The 18675-nt window shown below is 65.9% G+C and carries 19 protein-coding genes; 16 read left to right on the forward strand and 3 right to left on the reverse strand.

The window, feature by feature from the left end; translation table 11 throughout:
• Positions 1 to 118: 118 nt before the first annotated feature.
• Entirely contained in the window at positions 119 to 3295 is a 3177-nt protein-coding gene (gene rne, locus PSPA7_RS10455) for a ribonuclease E (protein ID WP_041025313.1), read from the reverse strand.
• 575 nt (positions 3296 to 3870) lie between these two features.
• Between rne and rluC the strand changes: the two genes are divergently transcribed.
• The 3 genes from rluC to sppA are packed head-to-tail and all read left to right on the forward strand — an operon-like array spanning position 3871 to position 6485.
• Complete coding sequence (gene rluC, locus PSPA7_RS10460) at positions 3871 to 4827, forward strand: 23S rRNA pseudouridine(955/2504/2580) synthase RluC (RefSeq protein WP_012075168.1); 957 nt, start codon at positions 3871 to 3873, stop codon at positions 4825 to 4827.
• Positions 4820 to 5512 (forward strand): HAD-IA family hydrolase, encoded by a 693-nt coding sequence (locus PSPA7_RS10465; RefSeq protein WP_012075169.1) that lies wholly within the window; start codon positions 4820 to 4822, stop codon positions 5510 to 5512. Before rluC ends, PSPA7_RS10465 begins: the two co-directional genes overlap by 8 nt.
• On the forward strand, positions 5505 to 6485 hold the full coding sequence (gene sppA / locus PSPA7_RS10470) for a signal peptide peptidase SppA (protein WP_012075170.1): 981 nt from the start codon (positions 5505 to 5507) through the stop codon (positions 6483 to 6485). The genes PSPA7_RS10465 and sppA overlap by 8 nt, the downstream gene beginning before the upstream one ends.
• A 72-nt stretch (positions 6486 to 6557) precedes the next feature.
• Here sppA and PSPA7_RS10475 read toward each other — a convergent pair whose 3' ends face one another.
• A complete protein-coding gene (locus PSPA7_RS10475; RefSeq protein WP_012075171.1) occupies positions 6558 to 7136 on the reverse strand; it encodes a Maf family protein in 579 nt (192 codons plus the stop codon).
• Positions 7137 to 7246: 110 nt separating this feature from the next.
• Here PSPA7_RS10475 and PSPA7_RS10480 point away from each other — a divergent pair, with 110 nt between their 5' ends.
• The 13 genes from PSPA7_RS10480 to PSPA7_RS10540 all read left to right on the forward strand — a co-directional run bounded on the left by PSPA7_RS10480 (position 7247) and on the right by PSPA7_RS10540 (position 17305).
• A complete protein-coding gene (locus PSPA7_RS10480) occupies positions 7247 to 7783 on the forward strand; it encodes a YceD family protein (protein WP_012075172.1) in 537 nt (178 codons plus the stop codon).
• A 13-nt stretch (positions 7784 to 7796) separates the two neighbouring features.
• Positions 7797 to 7979 carry a 50S ribosomal protein L32 gene (rpmF, locus tag PSPA7_RS10485; protein ID WP_003091143.1) on the forward strand — a complete coding sequence of 61 codons (183 nt, stop codon included), beginning with the start codon at positions 7797 to 7799 and terminating at the stop codon, positions 7977 to 7979.
• Positions 7980 to 7982: 3 nt separating this feature from the next.
• Complete coding sequence (plsX, locus tag PSPA7_RS10490; protein ID WP_012075173.1) at positions 7983 to 8993, forward strand: phosphate acyltransferase PlsX; 1011 nt, start codon at positions 7983 to 7985, stop codon at positions 8991 to 8993.
• 105 nt (positions 8994 to 9098) lie between these two features.
• The gene (fabD, locus tag PSPA7_RS10495) at positions 9099 to 10037 is read left to right on the forward strand and encodes an ACP S-malonyltransferase (protein WP_012075174.1); all 939 of its coding nucleotides are present in this window, start codon (positions 9099 to 9101) and stop codon (positions 10035 to 10037) included.
• A gap of 22 nt (positions 10038 to 10059) precedes the next feature.
• A complete protein-coding gene (gene fabG, locus PSPA7_RS10500) occupies positions 10060 to 10803 on the forward strand; it encodes a 3-oxoacyl-ACP reductase FabG (RefSeq protein WP_003155792.1) in 744 nt (247 codons plus the stop codon).
• Between the two features lie 195 nt (positions 10804 to 10998).
• Positions 10999 to 11235 (forward strand): acyl carrier protein, encoded by a 237-nt coding sequence (gene acpP, locus PSPA7_RS10505; RefSeq protein WP_003091135.1) that lies wholly within the window; start codon positions 10999 to 11001, stop codon positions 11233 to 11235.
• A gap of 128 nt (positions 11236 to 11363) precedes the next feature.
• Positions 11364 to 12608: a beta-ketoacyl-ACP synthase II gene (gene fabF / locus PSPA7_RS10510; protein ID WP_012075175.1), complete on the forward strand. Its 1245-nt coding sequence runs from the start codon at positions 11364 to 11366 to the stop codon at positions 12606 to 12608.
• Positions 12608 to 13423 carry an aminodeoxychorismate lyase gene (gene pabC / locus PSPA7_RS10515; protein WP_012075176.1) on the forward strand — a complete coding sequence of 272 codons (816 nt, stop codon included), beginning with the start codon at positions 12608 to 12610 and terminating at the stop codon, positions 13421 to 13423. The genes fabF and pabC overlap by 1 nt, the downstream gene beginning before the upstream one ends.
• A gap of 5 nt (positions 13424 to 13428) precedes the next feature.
• On the forward strand, positions 13429 to 14478 hold the full coding sequence (mltG, locus tag PSPA7_RS10520) for an endolytic transglycosylase MltG (protein ID WP_003155795.1): 1050 nt from the start codon (positions 13429 to 13431) through the stop codon (positions 14476 to 14478).
• Between the two features lie 28 nt (positions 14479 to 14506).
• On the forward strand, positions 14507 to 15139 hold the full coding sequence (gene tmk / locus PSPA7_RS10525; RefSeq protein ID WP_012075177.1) for a dTMP kinase: 633 nt from the start codon (positions 14507 to 14509) through the stop codon (positions 15137 to 15139).
• A complete protein-coding gene (locus PSPA7_RS10530) occupies positions 15132 to 16118 on the forward strand; it encodes a DNA polymerase III subunit delta' (RefSeq protein WP_012075178.1) in 987 nt (328 codons plus the stop codon). Before tmk ends, PSPA7_RS10530 begins: the two co-directional genes overlap by 8 nt.
• A 33-nt stretch (positions 16119 to 16151) precedes the next feature.
• Positions 16152 to 16508 (forward strand): PilZ domain-containing protein, encoded by a 357-nt coding sequence (locus tag PSPA7_RS10535; protein WP_003091119.1) that lies wholly within the window; start codon positions 16152 to 16154, stop codon positions 16506 to 16508.
• A gap of 14 nt (positions 16509 to 16522) precedes the next feature.
• Positions 16523 to 17305 (forward strand): TatD family hydrolase, encoded by a 783-nt coding sequence (locus PSPA7_RS10540; RefSeq protein WP_012075179.1) that lies wholly within the window; start codon positions 16523 to 16525, stop codon positions 17303 to 17305.
• A 225-nt stretch (positions 17306 to 17530) separates the two neighbouring features.
• On the opposite strand, the gene PSPA7_RS10545 is transcribed toward PSPA7_RS10540, so the two are convergent.
• Positions 17531 to 18664, reverse strand: a complete 1134-nt coding sequence (locus PSPA7_RS10545; protein ID WP_012075180.1) for an aminotransferase class V-fold PLP-dependent enzyme — start codon at positions 18662 to 18664, stop codon at positions 17531 to 17533.
• Between the last annotated feature and the right edge of the window lie 11 nt (positions 18665 to 18675).

Genomic DNA, 18675 nt, shown 5'->3' on the forward strand with positions numbered 1-18675 from the left:
GCCGTCGGCATCCCTTTTTTATTGTTGCCGAGAGGGCGGCAATCGTCGGACGGGGCGCGAAGGCTGCCCATGAAAAAGGGGATGCCGATGGCATCCCCTTTTGCCGTCAGCCTGACATTCAGGCGTGCGGCCGAGAGGTTTCGCTTTCCTCGGGCTTTTTCGCGTGCTCTTCTTCGGCGGTCTCGGTCTCGGTCTCGGTCTCGGTCTCGGTCTCGTTAGAGGCTTCAGGGCTGGCCTGCACGGCCTCCTGGGCCTGCTCCTGAGCCGGAGCTTCGGCCTGGACGGCTTCCTCTTTCACCTGGGCGACCGTGGGCTCTTCCTGGACAGTCGGCGCCTCGCTGGCTGCGACAGGGCTTTCCTCGATGGCGGCAGGGATGGCCTGGGTTGCTGCCTCGGCCGCGGCGGCGGCTTCGCGTGCCAGGCGTTCGGCTTCGCGCTGCAGGCGACGCTTCTCGCGCGGATCGTTGAGGGCGCGGCCGGTGGCATTGGCCGGAGTCGCCGCTGGGGCCGGGGTTGGCTCCTCGGTGACCGCCGGTTCGCTCGGTGCCGCTTCGACGGTCGCCGGAGCTGCCGGGGCAGCGGTTTCTTCGGTAGTGTCCGCTGCCGGAACGCTCTCGATGACGCTGCGAGCCTCGACGCTTTCGCTGATGGAGAGGGCTTCCTCGGCGCTTTGCGCCACCAGCAGGGTGCTCTGGTCGGCTTCGTTCTCGATCAGGCTGACGACGACCGGGGTATCGGTCGCGGCGGCTTCACTGGCGCTTGCCTCGGCGCTTTCGCTGCTCTCGCTGGCTTCGCCGGTCGGCGCAGTCTCGGAGGCGGATTCGGGCGCGATTTCGCTGGCGAGCGGAGCCTGCTCCGCGCTGGATTCCTGTGCTTCGCTGGCGACAGCGATGCCGGCGGCCGCGGCGGCTGCCACGGTGTTCAGCGGAGCGGCGCCATTCTCAGCGGCTTCGCTGCCTTCCTGCTCGCCACTGACTTCGCGCTGGCGTTCGCGGCGATTGCTGCGACGGCGCTGGCCGCGGGAGCGGCGGCGCGGACGTTCGCCATCGGTATCGTCCTGGTCATCCTGCTCCAGGGCTTCCTCGTTGGGCAGCGCTTCGGCTTCCAGCGCCGCGGCGTCACGGGCCTGGCGTTCCTCGCGCGGCTGGCGCTCCTCGCGGACCGGGCGTTCGGCGCGCTCCTCACGACCTTCGCGTGGCTGGCGCTCCTCGCGAGCCGGTCGCTCGGCACGTTCCTCGCGGCGACGCTCGCTACGCTCTTCGCGACCTTCGCGCGGCTGACGCTCTTCGCGGGCCGGACGCTCGGTGCGTTCCTCACGCGCTTCGCGCGGCTGGCGCTCCTCGCGGTTCGGACGCTCGGCGCGCTCCTCGCGGCGACGCTCGTTGCGCTCTTCGCGGTTCGGGCGGTCGGCGCGTTCTTCACGCGGCTGGCGCTCGGCGCGCTCTTCGCGCGGCTTGCGCTCTTCGTCGCGACGATTGCCATCGCGGCCGTCGCGGCGACGGTTCTGCTGGCGGCCGTTGCGGCGCTCGTCCTGGCGCGACTGGCGCTCGGCGGCCGGCTTGGCGCTCTCGGCAGGCTTGGCGGCCGGTTGCTCCTTGCCTGCGAACAGGCCGACCAGCGACTTCACCAGGCCTTGGAACAGGCTCGGCTCGGGCATGGGCTTGGGCGCCTCGACCGGCTCCTGGGCCTGCGGGGCGGGTTGCTGCGGCGCGACGGTCTTGACCGCGGCCTCCTGGCGGACCAGGGTGCGGGTCGAGCTGACCGGCTGGGCATCTTCGTGCTCGACGGTGGCCATCTCGTAGCTGGTCTGGCCGGCGACCAGTTCCGGGCTATCGTCGCGCAGGCGCTGAACTTCGAAGTGCGGGGTTTCCAGGTGGTCGTCCGGCAGAATGAAGATGCGCGCGCGGGTGCGCAGTTCGATCTTGGTGATGGCGTTGCGCTTCTCGTTGAGCAGGAAAGCGGCCACCTGGAACGGAACGCGGGCGCGGACTTCCGCGGTGCGGTCCTTCAGGGCTTCTTCCTCGATCAGGCGCAGGATGGCCAGCGACAGCGACTCGACGTCGCGGATGATGCCCTGCCCGTTGCAGCGCGGGCAGACGATGCCGCTGGTCTCGCCGAGGGATGGACGCAGGCGCTGGCGGGACATTTCCAGCAGGCCGAAGCGCGAGATGCGACCGACCTGGACGCGCGCGCGGTCGGCCTCGAGGGCTTCGCGGACGCGTTCTTCCACGGCGCGCTGGTTCTTCGCCGGGGTCATGTCGATGAAGTCGATCACGATCAGTCCGCCGATGTCGCGCAGGCGCAGCTGGCGGGCGATTTCCTCGGCCGCTTCCAGGTTGGTCTGCAGCGCGGTTTCCTCGATGTCGCCGCCCTTGGTCGCGCGTGCCGAGTTGATGTCGATGGATACCAGGGCTTCGGTCGGGTCGATGACGATGGAGCCGCCGGACGGCAGCTTCACTTCGCGCTGGAAGGCGGTCTCGATCTGGCTCTCGATCTGGAAGCGGTTGAACAGCGGGACGCTGTCCTGGTACAGCTTGACCTTGCTGGCGTACTGCGGCATCACCTGGCGGATGAAGTTCAGGGCTTCTTCCTGGGCGTCGATGCTGTCGATCAGCACTTCGCCGATATCCTGGCGTAGGTAGTCGCGGATCGCGCGGATGATGACGTTGCTTTCCTGGTAGATCAGGAAGGGCGCGCCACGCTCGCCGGAGGCTTCCTTGATGGCGCTCCAGAGTTGCAGCAGGTAGTCGAGGTCCCACTGCAGTTCCTCGGTGCTGCGCCCCAGGCCGGCGGTGCGCACGATCAGGCCCATGTCGGCCGGGGCGTTGAGGCCGTTCAGCGCTTCGCGCAGTTCGTTGCGCTCTTCGCCTTCGATGCGGCGGGAGATGCCGCCGGCGCGCGGGTTGTTCGGCATCAGCACCAGGTAGCGGCCGGCCAGGCTGATGAAGGTGGTCAGGGCGGCGCCCTTGTTGCCGCGCTCTTCCTTCTCGACCTGAACGATGACTTCCTGGCCTTCGCTCAGGACTTCCTTGATGTTGATCCGGCCTTCGGGGGATTTCTTGAAGTATTCGCGGGAGATTTCTTTGAGGGGGAGGAAGCCGTGGCGTTCGGCGCCGAAGTCGACGAAGGCGGCTTCGAGGCTGGGTTCGACGCGAGTGATACGGCCCTTGTAGATGTTGGCCTTCTTCTGCTCGCGGGCGCCCGACTCGATGTCGAGGTCGAACAGGCGTTGGCCGTCGACCAGTGCAACACGCAACTCTTCGGGTTGAGTCGCGTTGATCAGCATTCTTTTCATGTAGTACCAATGGTTTCCGGGGCTACCGGAAACGGCGATCGGCACACACGACTCTCACGGTCGGTGTTCGGGCGCGTATTCAGGAATGGCGGGCCATTCCCGTGTCCAGCGGCGCTCGGCATCGGATGCCGGTCCGCGACTACGTCTCCTGCTTCCTGTGTTTCAGAAGCACTTGAGTCAGGAGGAGGAATCGACTGTCGGAGGCGGACGAAAAATGCGTCTGGATCAAGCTAGAAGCTACGCAGTCCAACAGCCGTACATCTCCACCCTACACATGTTCCTTAAGAATCGGGCGCCGCTCGCAGAATCCGGAGCGGGTTGGCATCTCGCGCTCACCGAAGTGGTCGCGGCTCATGTTTCAAGGCTTTGGTTCCGAGTCGTTCGCGGGTTAGGAATTTTCGTATTCCGCTGAAACGCCTCTGCAGGACGGCCTGACGTCCGTTCAAAGTGTTTGCAGGCGAGGGGGAAATGCAGGTTGGCAATCATCCGCAGGCCTGGCCGCTTATGGCGGCTTCCCGACTATAGCAGCAATGATTAAGTGCTTCAATTGAATGAAAAATTGTTATGATGTACGGATGACTACTCCCGCCTCTCCGACCACCGGTGTCCAGCTGCTCGATGTGCCGCCGGAACTGGCTGGTCAACGTATCGACAATTTCCTCATCGCCCGTCTCAAGGGGGCGCCCAAGACCCTGATCTATCGCATCCTGCGCAAGGGTGAGGTGCGTGTGAACAAGGGCCGGATCAAGCCCGACTACCGGCTCCAGGCCGGCGACCAGGTGCGTGTTCCACCGCTGCGCCTGGCCGAACGCGACGAACCGGCGCCGCTGGCGCAGGGACTGCTGGAGCGCATGGAGGCGGCCATCGTCTACGAGGACAAGGCGCTGATCGTGGTCAACAAGCCCGCCGGGATCGCCGTGCACGGCGGCAGCGGCGTGAGCGCCGGGGTCATCGAGGTGTTTCGCCAGTTGCGTCCCGAAGCCAGGGATATCGAGCTGGTGCATCGTCTCGACCGGGACACCTCCGGGCTGCTGATGATCGCCAAGAAGCGCAGCATGCTGCGCCATCTCCACGAAGCGTTGCGTGGCGAGAAGATCGTCGACAAGCGCTACCACGCGCTGGTGCGCGGCCACTGGCCGGCCGGCAAGAAGAACATCCGTGCGCCGTTGCTGAAGAACAACCTGCGCTCTGGCGAGCGGATGGTCGAGGTCAACGTCGAAGGCAAGGACGCGCTGACCGAGTTCCGCGTGCTGCGTCGTTTCGGCGATTTCGCCACCCTGGTGGAGGCGCGCCCGATCACCGGGCGAACCCACCAGATCCGTGTGCACGCCAAGCATGCCGGTCATGCCATCGCCGGCGATCCGAAGTACGGCGACGAGGACTTTTCCCGCGAGATCCGCGAGCTGGGCGGCAAGCGCCTGTTCCTGCATGCCGCGCAGCTGCGCGTGCCGCTGCCCGATGGGCAGGTGCTGGAGCTGGAGGCGCCGGTGGATGAGGTGTGGCGGCGTTCGCTGGAGCGACTGGATGACTGAGTATTCATTGCTGGTGTTCGACTGGGACGGCACGCTGGTCGATTCGATCGCGCGCATCGTCGATTCGATGAGGGCGGCTGCGATCGAAACCGGCTTGCCGGGGCGCGACGATGATCGGATCAAGGGCATCATCGGGCTCGGCCTGCCGGAGGCGATCGCCTCGCTCTATCCGGAGATCGGCGATCCGGTCCTGGTCGAGCGTTTCCGTTGCGCCTACAGCGAGCATTATCTGATGCTCGAAACCCAGCCGTCGCGGCTGTTCCCGGGTGTGGCCGAGGCCATGGCGCATTTCCGCGAGGCCGGGTTCCGTCTGGCGGTGGCCACCGGCAAGAGCCGGCGTGGCCTGGATCGGGTGCTGGCGGGGCAGGGCTGGAGCGATTTCTTCGATATCACCCGTTGTGCCGACGAGACGGCGAGCAAGCCGGACCCGCTGATGCTTCATGAGATCCTGGCGCATTGCCGGGTCGAGCCGGGGCGGGCGCTGATGATCGGCGATTCACCGTTCGACCTGGAGATGGCGCGGCGGGCGGGGATGGATTCGGTTGCGGTAGCCTATGGCGCCCAATCGCTGGAGCAGTTGCGGCCCTACGCGCCGCGGCTGGAGGTCGAACATTTCGGTGAGTTGCGCGCCTGGTTGAGCGGTGCGCGTCGCGAAACGGTTGCAGGAGTGGTGGAGCATGTCTGACGAGTGGAAGTCGGAAACGCCGGAGGCGAACGGCGACAAGAGCTGGAAGCTGCTGGAAAAGGCGGTCCTCGCTGGGGTCCAGGAGCAGAGGCGGGCGCGGCGCTGGGGAATTTTCTTCAAGTCGCTGACCTTCCTTTACCTGTTCGTCGTACTTCTGGCGTTCAGTCCGTTCGCCAGCCTGGAAAAGTCCGCTTCGCGCGGTGGCAGTCATACCGCGCTGATCGAAGTGAAGGGCATGATCGCCGACGACGAGCCGGCCAGCGCCGACAATATCGTCACGGCCCTGCGCGCGGCTTTCGAGGACGAAGGTACCAAGGGGATCGTGCTGCGGATCAACAGTCCTGGCGGGAGCCCGGTGCAGTCGGGCTATATCTATGACGAGATTCGCCGCCTGCGCGGCGAGCACCCGAACGTCAAGGTCTATGCGGTAATCAGCGACCTGGGTGCCTCCGGCGCCTACTACATCGCCAGCGCAGCCGACCAGATCTACGCCGACAAGGCCAGCCTGGTCGGCTCCATCGGCGTGACGGCGGCCAGCTTCGGTTTCGTCGGCACCCTGGAGAAGCTCGGTGTCGAACGACGCGTCTATACCTCCGGCGAGCACAAGTCGTTCCTCGATCCGTTCCAGCCGCAAAAGCCCGAGGAAACCCAGTTCTGGCAGCAGGTACTGGATACCACCCACAAGCAGTTCATCGACAGCGTGAAGAAAGGGCGTGGCGACCGGCTCAAGGTCGATGGGCATCCCGAGCTGTTTTCCGGCCTGGTCTGGTCCGGCGAGCAGGCGCTGCAGCTTGGCCTGATCGACGGTCTGGGCAACGCCAGCTATGTGGCGCGCGAAGTGGTCAAGGAGAAGAAGATCGAGGACTACACCGTGCAGGAGTCGCCGTTCGATCGCTTCGCCAAGAAGTTCGGCGCCAGCGTGGCGGAACGTCTCGCGCTGTGGATGGGTTGGCAGGGGCCGGTGCTGCGCTGAGGGCGTTTCCCTTCCTTATATAGGAAGAAGCCCGGCCGAAGCCGGGCTTCTTTTTTATATGGGCGTGTCGGCTCAGGGTATTTCGACGCCTTCGGCGAGGAGCATGTCGACCAGGCGGATAAGGGGCAGTCCCACCAGGCTGCTGGAGTCCTCCCCTTCGGTGGCGCGGAACAGGCTGACGCCCAGGCCCTCGGCCTTGAAGCTGCCGGCGCAGTCCAGCGGGCGCTCGGCTTCGACGTAGCGGCGGATACGCGCCTCGTCGAGTTGGCGGAAGTGTACGGTGAACGGGATGCAGTCGACCTGCATGTGCCGATTGCGACTGTCGAGCAGCGCCAGTCCGGTGAGAAAGGTCACGCTCCTGCCGCTGGCGTCCAGCAGTTGCTGGACGGCGCGCTCGACAGTGTGCGGCTTGCCGAGGATATTGTCGTCGAGCACCGCGACCTGGTCGGAGCCGATGATCAGGTGTTGCGGATAGTGTCCGGCCAGCGCTTCCGCCTTGCTGGCGGAAAGGCGGCGCACCAGTTGTTCGGCGCTTTCCCCGGGGCGATGGCTTTCGTCGATGTCGGGGCTGGCGCATTCGAACGGAAGACGCAGGCGGGTCAGGAGTTCGCGCCGGTAGGGGGAGCTGGAGGCGAGGATCAGGCTGGGCATGAGGTTCTCCGTGGCGGGGCGGTCGATTTTAACGAAAAGACTCGTCCTTACAGCGGTTTATGGCTAATTTCCTTTGACAGGCGCGGGGGCGTCCCTATAATGGCGCGCTTATGTTGAATGGGCCGATTCCACCTCATATCGATCCGCGCAAGTTGGTCGACCGCGGCGCCACCCTCGAAGGTGTGTGCGCGCTCGCCGATATGCCGCGTGTATGCGAGCAGCTGACCAGCGATGCCGGTGACGTGCGCGTGAAGGTTTCCTTCGAACGCGACCATCAGAAGCTGGCGGTCATGCATATGCAGCTCGATACCGGGGTGAGCATGGTATGCCAACGCTGCCTGGATGCGGCGGCCATTCCCGTGCATGGCGAATATACCTACGCCATTCTCCGGGAAGGCCAGTCCGCAGACGGTCTGCCGAAGGGGTACGATGCGCTGGAAGTGGGGGAGGAACCCCTGGACCTGCTGGCGCTGGTCGAGGACGAGCTGTTGCTCGCCTTACCCATCGTTCCGGCCCATGACCCCGAAGTATGTCAGCACCCGGCTGGATTCGTCGCCGAAGACGAGCCGGAGTCGAGCGAAGTCGAGGACAAGCGTCCTAATCCGTTCAGCGTACTGGCACAGTTGAAGCGTGACCCAAACGTTTAGGAGTTAATCAATCATGGCTGTTCAGCAGAACAAAAAGTCTCGTTCCGCTCGTGACATGCGTCGTTCCCACGATGCGCTCGAGTCCAATGCTCTGTCCGTGGAAAAGAGCACCGGTGAAGTTCACCTGCGCCACCACGTATCCCCGGACGGCTTCTATCGCGGCCGTAAGGTAGTCGACAAGGGCTCCGACGAGTAATCCTTGTTCGCACCAATCATCGCGATTGATGCAATGGGTGGGGACTTCGGTCCCCACTGCGTTGTTCCGGCCTCTATTGCCTTCCTGGCCGAGAATCCCTCCTCGCAACTGATCCTCGTCGGTCAGCCTGCTCTCCTCGAAGAACTCCTTTCCCGTCATCCGTCGCTCGACCGGCAACGCCTGCGCGTGCATGCGGCCAGCGAAGTGATAGGTTCCGACGAACGTCCCTCCCAGGCCTTGCGCGGCAAGCCGGACGCTTCCATGCGCGTGGCGCTGGAACTGGTCCGCGATGGTTGTGCGCAAGCCTGCGTCAGCGCCGGCAATACCGGGGCGTTGATGGCGTTGTCGCGCCACCTGCTGAAGACCCTGCCCGGCATCGACCGGCCGGCGATGGTGACGGCGGTGCCGACCGAGAAGGGGCATTGCCACCTGCTCGACTTGGGTGCCAACGTCGATTGCAGCGCCGAGCACCTGTACCAGTTCGCCGTGATGGGCGCGGTGGCGGCCGAGGCGCTGGGCTGTGCGTCGCCGCGGGTGGCCCTGCTGAACGTGGGAGTCGAGGAGATCAAGGGCAACCAGCAGGTCAAGCTGGCGGCGAGCCTGTTGCAGAAGGCGGAGGGGTTGAACTTCGCTGGCTATATAGAAGGTGATGGCCTCTATCGCGGCGAGGCCGACGTGGTGGTCTGCGACGGCTTCGTCGGCAATATCCTCCTGAAGGCCAGCGAAGGCCTGGCGGCGATGGTGTCGGCGCGGATCGAGCAGCGCTTCCGCGACGGCCTGGCGGCGAAGCTGGTCGGCGCGCTGGCCCTGCCGTTGCTGCGGCGGCTGCGTGGCGACATTGCCCCGGCGCGTTACAACGGTGCGAGCTTCCTCGGCTTGCAGGGGATAGTGGTGAAAAGCCATGGTTCCGCCGCCGAGGAGGGTTTCCAGAGCGCCTTGCGACGTGCGGCGCTGGAGGTCAGGGAAAACCTGCCGCAACGATTGCATGGCCGTCTCGAGCATCTGCTGCTCTAATGTGTGACCGGGCGGTCCAGGCTGCCATCCAACACTCAGTTTCCTGCGCCGGTCACGGCTGGCGCGTTATCTCCGACGAGCAAAAGACCACAAGGGACCTATTCAATGTCTGCATCCCTCGCATTCGTCTTCCCCGGCCAGGGTTCGCAATCCCTCGGCATGCTGGCCGAGCTGGGTGCCCAGCAGTCGCTGGTGCGCGATACCTTCGCCGAGGCCTCCGAGGCGCTCGGCTACGACCTGTGGGCGCTGGTCCAGAACGGCCCCGAGGAGCGCCTGAACCAGACCGACAAGACCCAGCCGGCGATCCTGAGCGTCTCTATCGCGCTCTGGCGCCTTTGGCTGGCCGAGGGGGGCGCGCGTCCGGCGTTCGTCGCCGGGCACAGCCTGGGCGAGTACTCCGCGCTGGTGGCTGCCGAGTGCATTGCCTTCGCCGACGCGGTCAGGCTGGTCGAGCGCCGCGGTCAACTGATGCAGCAGGCGGTTCCGGCGGGGCAGGGCGGCATGGCCGCGATCCTCGGCCTGGAGGACGCCGACGTGCTGGCGGCCTGCGCCGAGGCGGCGCAGGGCGAAGTGGTCAGTGCGGTCAATTTCAATGCACCGGGGCAGGTAGTGATCGCCGGCGCCGCGGCTGCCGTGGAGCGCGCCATCGAGGCGTGCAAGGCGCGTGGCGCCAAGCGTGCGGTGGCGCTGCCGGTCAGCGTGCCGTCGCATTGCGAACTGATGCGTCCGGCGGCGGAGCAGTTCGCCGCCTCGGTCGAGGTCCTGCAATGGCAGGCGCCGAAGATCGCCCTGGTGCAGAACGTCAGCGCCGCGGTGCCGGCCGACCTGCAGGCCCTGCGTCGTGACCTGCTGGCGCAGCTGTACAGCCCGGTCCGCTGGGTCGAGAGCGTCCAGTTGCTGGCGGAAAAAGGCGTCACCGACCTGGTCGAGTGCGGCCCTGGCAAGGTCCTGGCGGGCCTCAACAAGCGCTGCGCCAAGGGCGTGAATACCCATGGCCTGGACGGTGTCGAGGCGTTCGCCGCCACCCGCGCCGCACTGGCCTGAGAAGAGAAAAGGAGAAAATCCCATGAGTCTGCAAGGTAAGGTCGCATTGGTAACCGGCGCCAGCCGTGGCATTGGCCAGGCGATTGCGCTGGAGCTGGGCCGCCTGGGCGCCGTGGTCATCGGTACCGCGACCAGTGCGTCCGGCGCCGAGAAAATCGCCGAAACCCTCAAGGCCAACGGCGTCGAGGGTGCCGGCCTGGTTCTGGATGTTTCCAGCGACGAGTCCGTCGCCGCGACCCTGGAGCACATCCAGCAGCATCTCGGCCAACCGCTGATCGTGGTCAATAACGCAGGCATCACCCGCGATAACCTGCTGGTGCGCATGAAAGACGATGAGTGGTTCGATGTGGTCAACACCAATCTGAACAGTCTCTACCGTCTGTCGAAAGCCGTTCTGCGCGGCATGACCAAGGCCCGCTGGGGGCGCATCATCAACATCGGTTCCGTGGTAGGTGCCATGGGGAACGCCGGGCAGACCAACTACGCCGCGGCGAAGGCCGGTCTCGAGGGTTTCACCCGTGCCCTGGCCCGGGAAGTCGGCTCGCGTGCGATCACCGTCAACGCGGTGGCGCCGGGCTTCATCGATACCGACATGACCCGCGAGCTGCCGGAAGCCCAGCGCGAGGCGCTGCTGGCACAGATTCCGCTGGGTCGCCTGGGGCAGGCGGAAGAGATCGCCAAGGTGGTCGGCTTCCTCGCTTCGGACGGCGCAGCTTATGTGACCGGGGCCACTGTGCCGGTCAACGGTGGGATGTACATGAGCTGAATGTGACGTTACCTTTCTCCGGTCTGTCATAAGCGCTGTCTAAGATTCGTTGCGGAATTGCAGCCGGGTTATTAGATAGAATTATCGAAGTGGCCGTGGGAAGGTGAGGCGTTCAGCTTGAAAAGCAGAAAACCCTTTCTATACACTTACCCGCAGCCCAGCTGCTCGGATTTTCCATAGGAGTGAAAACAAGGTATGAGCACCATCGAAGAACGCGTTAAGAAGATCGTCGCTGAACAACTCGGCGTGAAGGAAGAAGAAGTCACCAACAGCGCTTCCTTCGTCGAAGACCTGGGCGCCGACTCCCTTGACACCGTCGAGCTGGTGATGGCTCTGGAAGAGGAATTCGAGACCGAAATCCCTGACGAGAAAGCTGAAAAGATCACCACCGTTCAGGAAGCCATCGACTACATCGTTGCTCACCAGCAGTAAGTAGTCGTCGGATATTCCGACGTGGAGAAGCCGCACAGCCTGTAAAGGCGTGCGGCTTTTCTTTAGCGCCTTACCTACTCTGGTAACCTGTCGGCGCAACCCCGTGAAATGAGAAAGAGGAAGTCGTAGTGTCGCGTAGACGCGTCGTCATTACTGGCATGGGCATGCTGTCGCCGCTGGGCGTGGATGTCCCGAGCAGTTGGGAAGGTATCCTGGCCGGCCGCAGCGGGATCGCCCCGATCGAGCATATGGACCTGTCCGCCTACTCCACCCGTTTCGGTGGTTCGGTGAAAGGCTTCAATGTCGAGGAGTACCTGTCCGCCAAGGAAGCCCGCAAGCTCGACCTGTTCATCCAGTACGGTCTCGCCGCCAGCTTCCAGGCCGTTCGCGATTCCGGCCTCGAGGTCACCGACGCCAATCGCGAGCGTATCGGCGTATCCATGGGCTCCGGCATCGGCGGCCTGACCAATATCGAGAACAACTGCAAATCCCTGTTCGAGCAGGGGCCGCGGCGCATCTCGCCGTTCTTCGTGCCCGGCTCGATCATCAACATGGTTTCCGGCTTCCTGTCGATCCACCTGGGTCTGCAGGGCCCCAACTACGCCCTGACCACTGCCTGCACCACCGGCACCCACAGCATCGGCATGGCGGCGCGCAACATCGCCTATGGCGAGGCCGACGTGATGGTCGCCGGCGGCTCCGAAATGGCCGCCTGCGGCCTGGGCCTGGGCGGTTTCGGCGCGGCCCGCGCGTTGTCCACCCGCAATGACGAACCGACCCGGGCCAGCCGTCCGTGGGACAGGGACCGCGACGGCTTCGTCCTGTCCGACGGCTCCGGCGCCCTGGTGCTCGAAGAGCTGGAACACGCCCGTGCCCGCGGCGCGCGGATCTACGCCGAGCTGGTCGGTTTCGGCATGAGCGGCGACGCCTTCCACATGACCGCGCCGCCGGAAGACGGTGCCGGTGCCGCGCGCTGCATGAAGAACGCGTTGCGTGACGCCGGGCTGGGCCCGCAGCAGGTCGACTACATCAACGCCCACGGTACCTCGACCCCGGCCGGCGACATCGCCGAGATCGCCGCGGTGAAGAGCGTGTTCGGCGAGCATGCCCATGCGCTGTCGATGAGCTCGACCAAGTCGATGACCGGCCATCTGCTGGGTGCCGCCGGCGCGGTGGAGGCGATCTTCAGCGTGCTGGCCCTGCGCGACCAGGTCGCCCCGCCGACCATCAACCTGGACAACCCGGACGAGGGTTGCGACCTCGACCTGGTGGCCCACCAAGCCAAGCCGCGCAAGATCGACGTGGCCCTGTCGAACTCGTTCGGCTTCGGCGGCACCAACGGCACCCTGGTGTTCCGCAGGTTCGCCGACTGATGCTGGACTGGGTCGACGGCCGGCCCGCCGCCGAACTGTCCGTGCGCGATCGCGGACTGGCCTATGGCGACGGGCTGTTCGAGACCCTGGCGGTGCGCGCCGGCACGCCGCGTCTTCTGGAACGCCACCTGGCGCGCCTGGAAGAGGGGTGTCGACGGCTGGCGATCCCTCTCGACGCCGCGATGTTGCGCCAGGAGTTGCTGGCGTTCTGCGCGGCGCTGGGTGACGGTGTGGCCAAGCTGATCGTTACCCGCGGCGAGGGTCTGCGTGGCTACGCGCCGCCAGCCGAGGCTTCGCCGCGGCGGATCCTCGCCGCATCGCCGCGTCCGGCCTATCCCGAGCGCCATTGGCAGCGAGGCGTGCGCCTGTTCGCCTGCCGTACGCGCCTGGCCGAGCAGCCCCTGCTGGCCGGCCTCAAGCACCTCAATCGCCTGGAACAGGTCCTCGCCCGTGCCGAGTGGAGCGACGCCGAGCATGCCGAAGGGCTCATGCTGGACGTGCACGAACGAGTGGTGGAGGGGGTGTTCAGCAACCTGCTGCTGGTTCTCGACGGCACCCTCGTGACGCCTGACCTGCGGCGCTGCGGCGTCGCGGGAGTGCTGCGCGCGGAATTGCTCGAGCGCGCCGGAAGAATCGGCGTCCCGCTGGCGATACGGGATGTTTCCCTGGCTGAACTGGCGGCGGCCGACGAGGTCTTCCTGTGCAACAGCCAGTTCGGCATCTGGCCGGTCCGCGCATTGGACGAGCACGTCTGGCCGGTCGGCGAGCTGACCCGTAAACTGCAAGACCAACTTCGCGACGACCTGGATTTCTGACTTTGATGCGTAAACTGCTGGTGCTGCTGGAGAGTGGCCTGTTGTTCGTTGGCCTCTGCGTCGGCCTTGCTGCATGGCAGCAGCAGCGAGCGCTGGAGCAGCCCCTGCAATTGACCGAGGAGCGCCTGCTGGACGTTTCCGCGGGCTCCACGCCGGGCGGCCTGCTGGCGCGCCTGGAGCAGGAAGAGGTGCTGCATGGGGCGTTCTGGTTGCGCCTCTACTGGCGTTTCAACCTGCCGGACCAGGCCCTGCACAGCGGCGAATATCGCCTCCTGCCGGGGATGAGGGGCGCCGACCTGCTGGAACTCTGGCGCGAAGGCGAGGTGGTGCAGTACAGCCTGACCCTGGTCGAGGGCTGGAGCTTCCGCCAGGTGCGCGAGGCGCTGGCCAGGCAGGGCAAGCTGGAGCAGACCCTGGCCGGCCTGAGCGACGGCGAGATCATGCAGCGCCTCGGCAAGCCCGACGAAGTGGCCGAAGGGCGCTTCTTCCCCGATACCTACCGCTATACCCGTGGCATGCGCGACATCGACATACTGCGCAAGGCCTACCAGCGCATGCAGACCATCCTCGCCAAGGAATGGGATGGCCGCAGCCAGGACCTGCCTTATCGCGACGCCTACCAGGCGCTGATCATGGCCTCGCTGGTGGAAAAGGAAACCGGCGTGCCGGAAGAGCGTTCGCAGATCGCCGGCGTCTTCGTCCGCCGCCTGCAGCGCGGCATGCTGTTGCAGACCGATCCGACGGTGATCTATGGCATGGGCGAGCGCTACAACGGCAAGATCACCCGTGCCGACCTGCGTGAACCGACCCCTTACAATACCTATGTGGTGCCGGGCATGCCGCCGACCCCGATCGCCCTGGCCGGGCGCGAGGCGATTCGCGCCGCGCTGCATCCGGCCGAGGGCGAGACCCTGTATTTCGTGGCGCGCGGCGATGGCAGCCATGTGTTCTCCAGCAGCCTGGACGAGCACAACAAGGCGGTCCGCGAGTACCAGTTGAAGCGTCGTTCCGACTATCGCTCCAGCCCCGCGCCCATCACCCCGCCGCCACAGTGAGCGGCGCAGCCAAGATAAGGAGTGCCGTGTGACCGGCCTGTTCGTCACCCTGGAGGGCCCGGAAGGGGCCGGCAAGAGCACCAACCGCGACTACCTGGCCGAGCGCCTGCGCGAGCGCGGCGTCGAGGTGCAGTTGACCCGCGAGCCTGGCGGCACGCCTCTCGCCGAACGCATCCGTGAACTACTGCTGGCGCCCAGCGACGAGCCGATGGCTGCCGATACCGAGCTGTTGCTGATGTTCGCCGCGCGGGCCCAGCATATCGCCGGGGTCATCCGCCCGGCGCTGGCGCGCGGGGCCGTGGTGCTCTGCGATCGCTTCACCGATGCCACCTATGCCTACCAGGGCGGCGGGCGCGGCTTGCCGGAGGCGCGCATCGCCGCGCTGGAAAGCTTCGTCCAGGGCGACCTGCGGCCCGACCTCACGCTGGTCTTCGACCTGCCGGTGGAAATCGGCCTGGCGCGGGCGGCGGCGCGGGGCCGGCTCGACCGTTTCGAGCAGGAGGACCGACGTTTCTTCGAAGCCGTGCGGCAGACCTACCTGCAGCGCGCCGCGCAGGCCCCGCAGCGTTACCAGGTGCTCGACGCCGGGTTGCCGCTGGCCGAGGTGCAGGCTGGCCTGGATCGGCTGCTGCCGAATCTGCTGGAGCGTCTGCATGGCTGATATCTATCCCTGGCAGCAGGCGCTCTGGAGCCAACTGGGCGGCCGTGCCCGGCACGCCCACGCCTATCTGCTCTACGGTCCCGCCGGGATCGGCAAGCGCGCCCTGGCCGAGCACTGGGCCGCCCAGTTGCTCTGCCAGCGGCCCGCCGCCGCTGGCGCATGCGGCGAGTGCAAGGCGTGCCAGTTGCTGGCCGCCGGTACCCATCCGGACTACTTCGTGCTGGAGCCGGAGGAGGCGGAGAAGCCGATCAGGGTCGACCAGGTCCGCGACCTGGTTGGCTTCGTGGTGCAGACCGCGCAACTGGGCGGACGCAAGGTGGTATTGCTCGAGCCCGCCGAGGCGATGAACGTGAATGCCGCCAACGCCCTGCTGAAAAGTCTCGAAGAGCCGTCGGGCGATACCGTGCTGTTGCTGATCAGCCACCAGCCCAGCCGCCTGTTGCCGACCATCAAGAGCCGCTGCGTGCAGCAGGCCTGCCCTTTGCCGGGCGCGGCGGCGAGTCTGGAATGGCTGGCGCGGGCGCTGCCCGACGAGCCGGCCGAGGCCCTGGAGGAACTGCTGGCGCTTTCCGGCGGCTCGCCGCTCACCGCCCAACGCCTGTACGGCCAGGGTGTGCGCGAGCAGCGCGCGCAGGTGGTCGACGGGGTGAAGAAGCTGCTCAAGCAGCAGATCGCCGCCAGTCAGCTAGCCGAAAGCTGGAACGGCGTGCCGTTGCCGTTGTTGTTCGACTGGTTCTGCGACTGGACGCTGGGCATCCTGCGCTACCAGCTGACCCGTGACGAGGAAGGACTGGGCCTGGCCGACATGCGCAAGGTGGTCCAGTACCTGGGCGACAAGTCCGGGCAGGCCAAGGTGCTGGCCATGCAGGACTGGCTGCTGCAGCAGCGGCAGAAAGTGCTGAACAAGGCCAACCTCAACCGTGTGCTGCTTCTCGAAGCCCTACTGGTGCAGTGGGCAAGCCTGCCCGGGCCGGGCTAGAATCCCGCTGATATTCGACTGGCAGGAACCTGCATGAGTTTGCCACCCAATCTCGGGCCGCGTAACGGCATCCTGTCCTTGACCATCAAGGACAAGTCCGTGCTGTACGCCGCCTACATGCCGTTCATCAGGAACGGCGGGCTGTTCATTCCCACCAACAAGAACTACAAGCTCGGCGACGAGGTCTTCATGCTGCTCAACCTGATGGAAGAGCCGGAGAAGATCCCGGTGGCCGGCAAGGTCGTCTGGATCACCCCGAAGGGCGCCCAGGGCAACCGCGCGGCGGGCATCGGCGTGCAGTTCAACGACGGGGACAACACCGCCCGCAACAAGATCGAAACCTACCTGGCCGGGGCGCTGAAGTCGGACCGGCCGACCCACACGATGTAACGCTAGACAGGATCATGCTGGTCGATTCCCACTGCCACCTCGATCGCCTCGACCTGGCCGCCCATGGCGGCTCGCTCGATGCGGCGCTGGATGCCGCGCGGGCGCGCGGCGTCGGTCAATTCCTCTGCATCGGCGTCAGCGCCGACAATGCCCAGGCGGTGAAGGCCCTGGCCGAGCGCCATGCCGACGTGCACTGCTCGGTCGGCGTGCATCCGCTGGACCTGGAGCCGGGGCGCGCGCCGGCGCTCGACTGGCTGCTGGGCGAACTGGCGCATCCGCGGGTGGTGGCGATCGGCGAGACCGGCCTCGACTACCACTACGAACCGGAAGCCGCCGAGTTGCAGCAGGAGGCGTTTCGCCTGCACCTGGAGGCCGCGCGGATCACCGGCAAGCCGGTGGTGGTGCATACCCGCGAGGCGCGCGCCGACACCCTGGCGCTGTTACGCGAGGCGGCGCTGCCGCAGGCCGGCGTGCTGCACTGCTTCACCGAAGACTGGGAAATGGCGCGGGCGGCTCTGGACCTGGGTTTCTACATTTCCCTGTCCGGCATCGTCACCTTCCGCAATGCCGATGCCCTGCGCGAGGTGGCTCGCCAGGTACCGGCCGACCGGCTGCTGGTGGAGACCGACTCGCCATACCTGGCACCGATTCCCCATCGCGGCAAGCCGAACCTGCCGGAATACGTGCGCGATGTCGCCGAGTTCCTCGCGCCGCTGCGGGGTGTCAGCCTGGAGATCCTGGCGGAGCAGACCACCGCCAACTTCCACCGGCTGTTCCCGCTGGCCAGGCCGGCATAAGCTGGCGAGTGGATAAAAAAAACCCGGGTTCTGGGGGATGAATCCGGGTCAAGACCATTAGGAGTGGAACAAAGGTACGCGTTCCTCGGTACCTTCACTGGCTGGGTACTTGGGGGGAGATACCGCGCGCCAGTACCTTTCAGTATTGGTCATGTTCGTGGGGCGTCCAGACGGGGCTGGTGGTTTTTTAAACAGATTTGGAATACCGCTGCCATCCTTGAGCACCTAGGCGCCTGCGGCCTGGCGTACTATCGCAAGCGTGTCGTCGATCACCGTCGAACTCGTGTAGAAATGCGGGGAAAAACGGATACCTCCGCCACGCTGGGCGCAGATGATCCGCTCCTGGCGGAGTGTTTCGAAGAGTATCCGGTTGTCCCGGCCGTCCAGGCTGAAGGTCAGGATGCCCGCGCGCCGACTTGGATTCCGTGGGCTGTGCAGGCGGATCCCGGCGATGGCCGAGAGACCATCCTGCAGCCACTGTACGCGCTCGGCGAGCTGTCGGCCGACCTGCTCCATGCCGACCTCTTCCAGCAAACCCAGGCTGGCCTCCAGGGCCATCGCGCCGAGCATGTTCGGGCTGCCGCATTCGAAGCGCCGGGCGCTGCGCGCCGGCCGCCAGTCGCGGCGCTCGTAATCGAGGGCATGCTCCAGCATGTGCCAGCCATATTCGTGCAGCGCCAGGCGCTCACGCTGCCCGGGATGGCAATAGAAGACGCCCAGCCCTTCGGGGCCGAGCATCCACTTGTGCCCATCGGCCATGGCGAAGGCACAATCGTAGGCCTGTACGTCGAAGGGCAGGGCGCCGAGCTGCTGGATCGCGTCGATGCAGAACAGCACACCGCGGCGGCGACATCCCGCGCCGATGCGCTCCAGGTCAAGGCGCAGGCCGCTGGCGTACTGCACCGCGCTGATCGACAGCAGTCGGGCACGCGGGCCGCAGGCGGCGAGCAGGGCACCCTCGGGATCGTCGCCGGCGAGGTCGACCTCGATCACCTCGACGCCGCGCGGACGCAAGGCTTCCCAGACCACCCTGTTGGAGGGGAACTCCTCATTGCCGATGACGACCTGGTCGCCCTCTCGCCAATCCAGGCCGAAGGCCACGAAGGAAAGCGCCTCGGAGGTGTTCTTGACCAGAGCGAGGTCGCTGCCGGCGCGCGCATTGAGCAGTCGGACAAGGCGCTCGCGCAGGCGATGTTCTATCTTCAGCCATTCCGGATAGTCGCTGGCGCCTAGGGCGACGTTCTCCCGGGCGAAGGCGCTCACCGCGTCGGCGGCGCGTCTCGGCCAGGGTGCGACCGCCGCGTGGTTGAGGTAGCGCAGACCGTTGGTCTGGTCGAATTCGTCCTGGTAACAATTCATCGTCGGATGTT

It is taken from the genome of Pseudomonas paraeruginosa PA7, from assembly GCF_000017205.1.
Taxonomy (GTDB): Bacteria; Pseudomonadota; Gammaproteobacteria; order Pseudomonadales; family Pseudomonadaceae; genus Pseudomonas; species Pseudomonas paraeruginosa.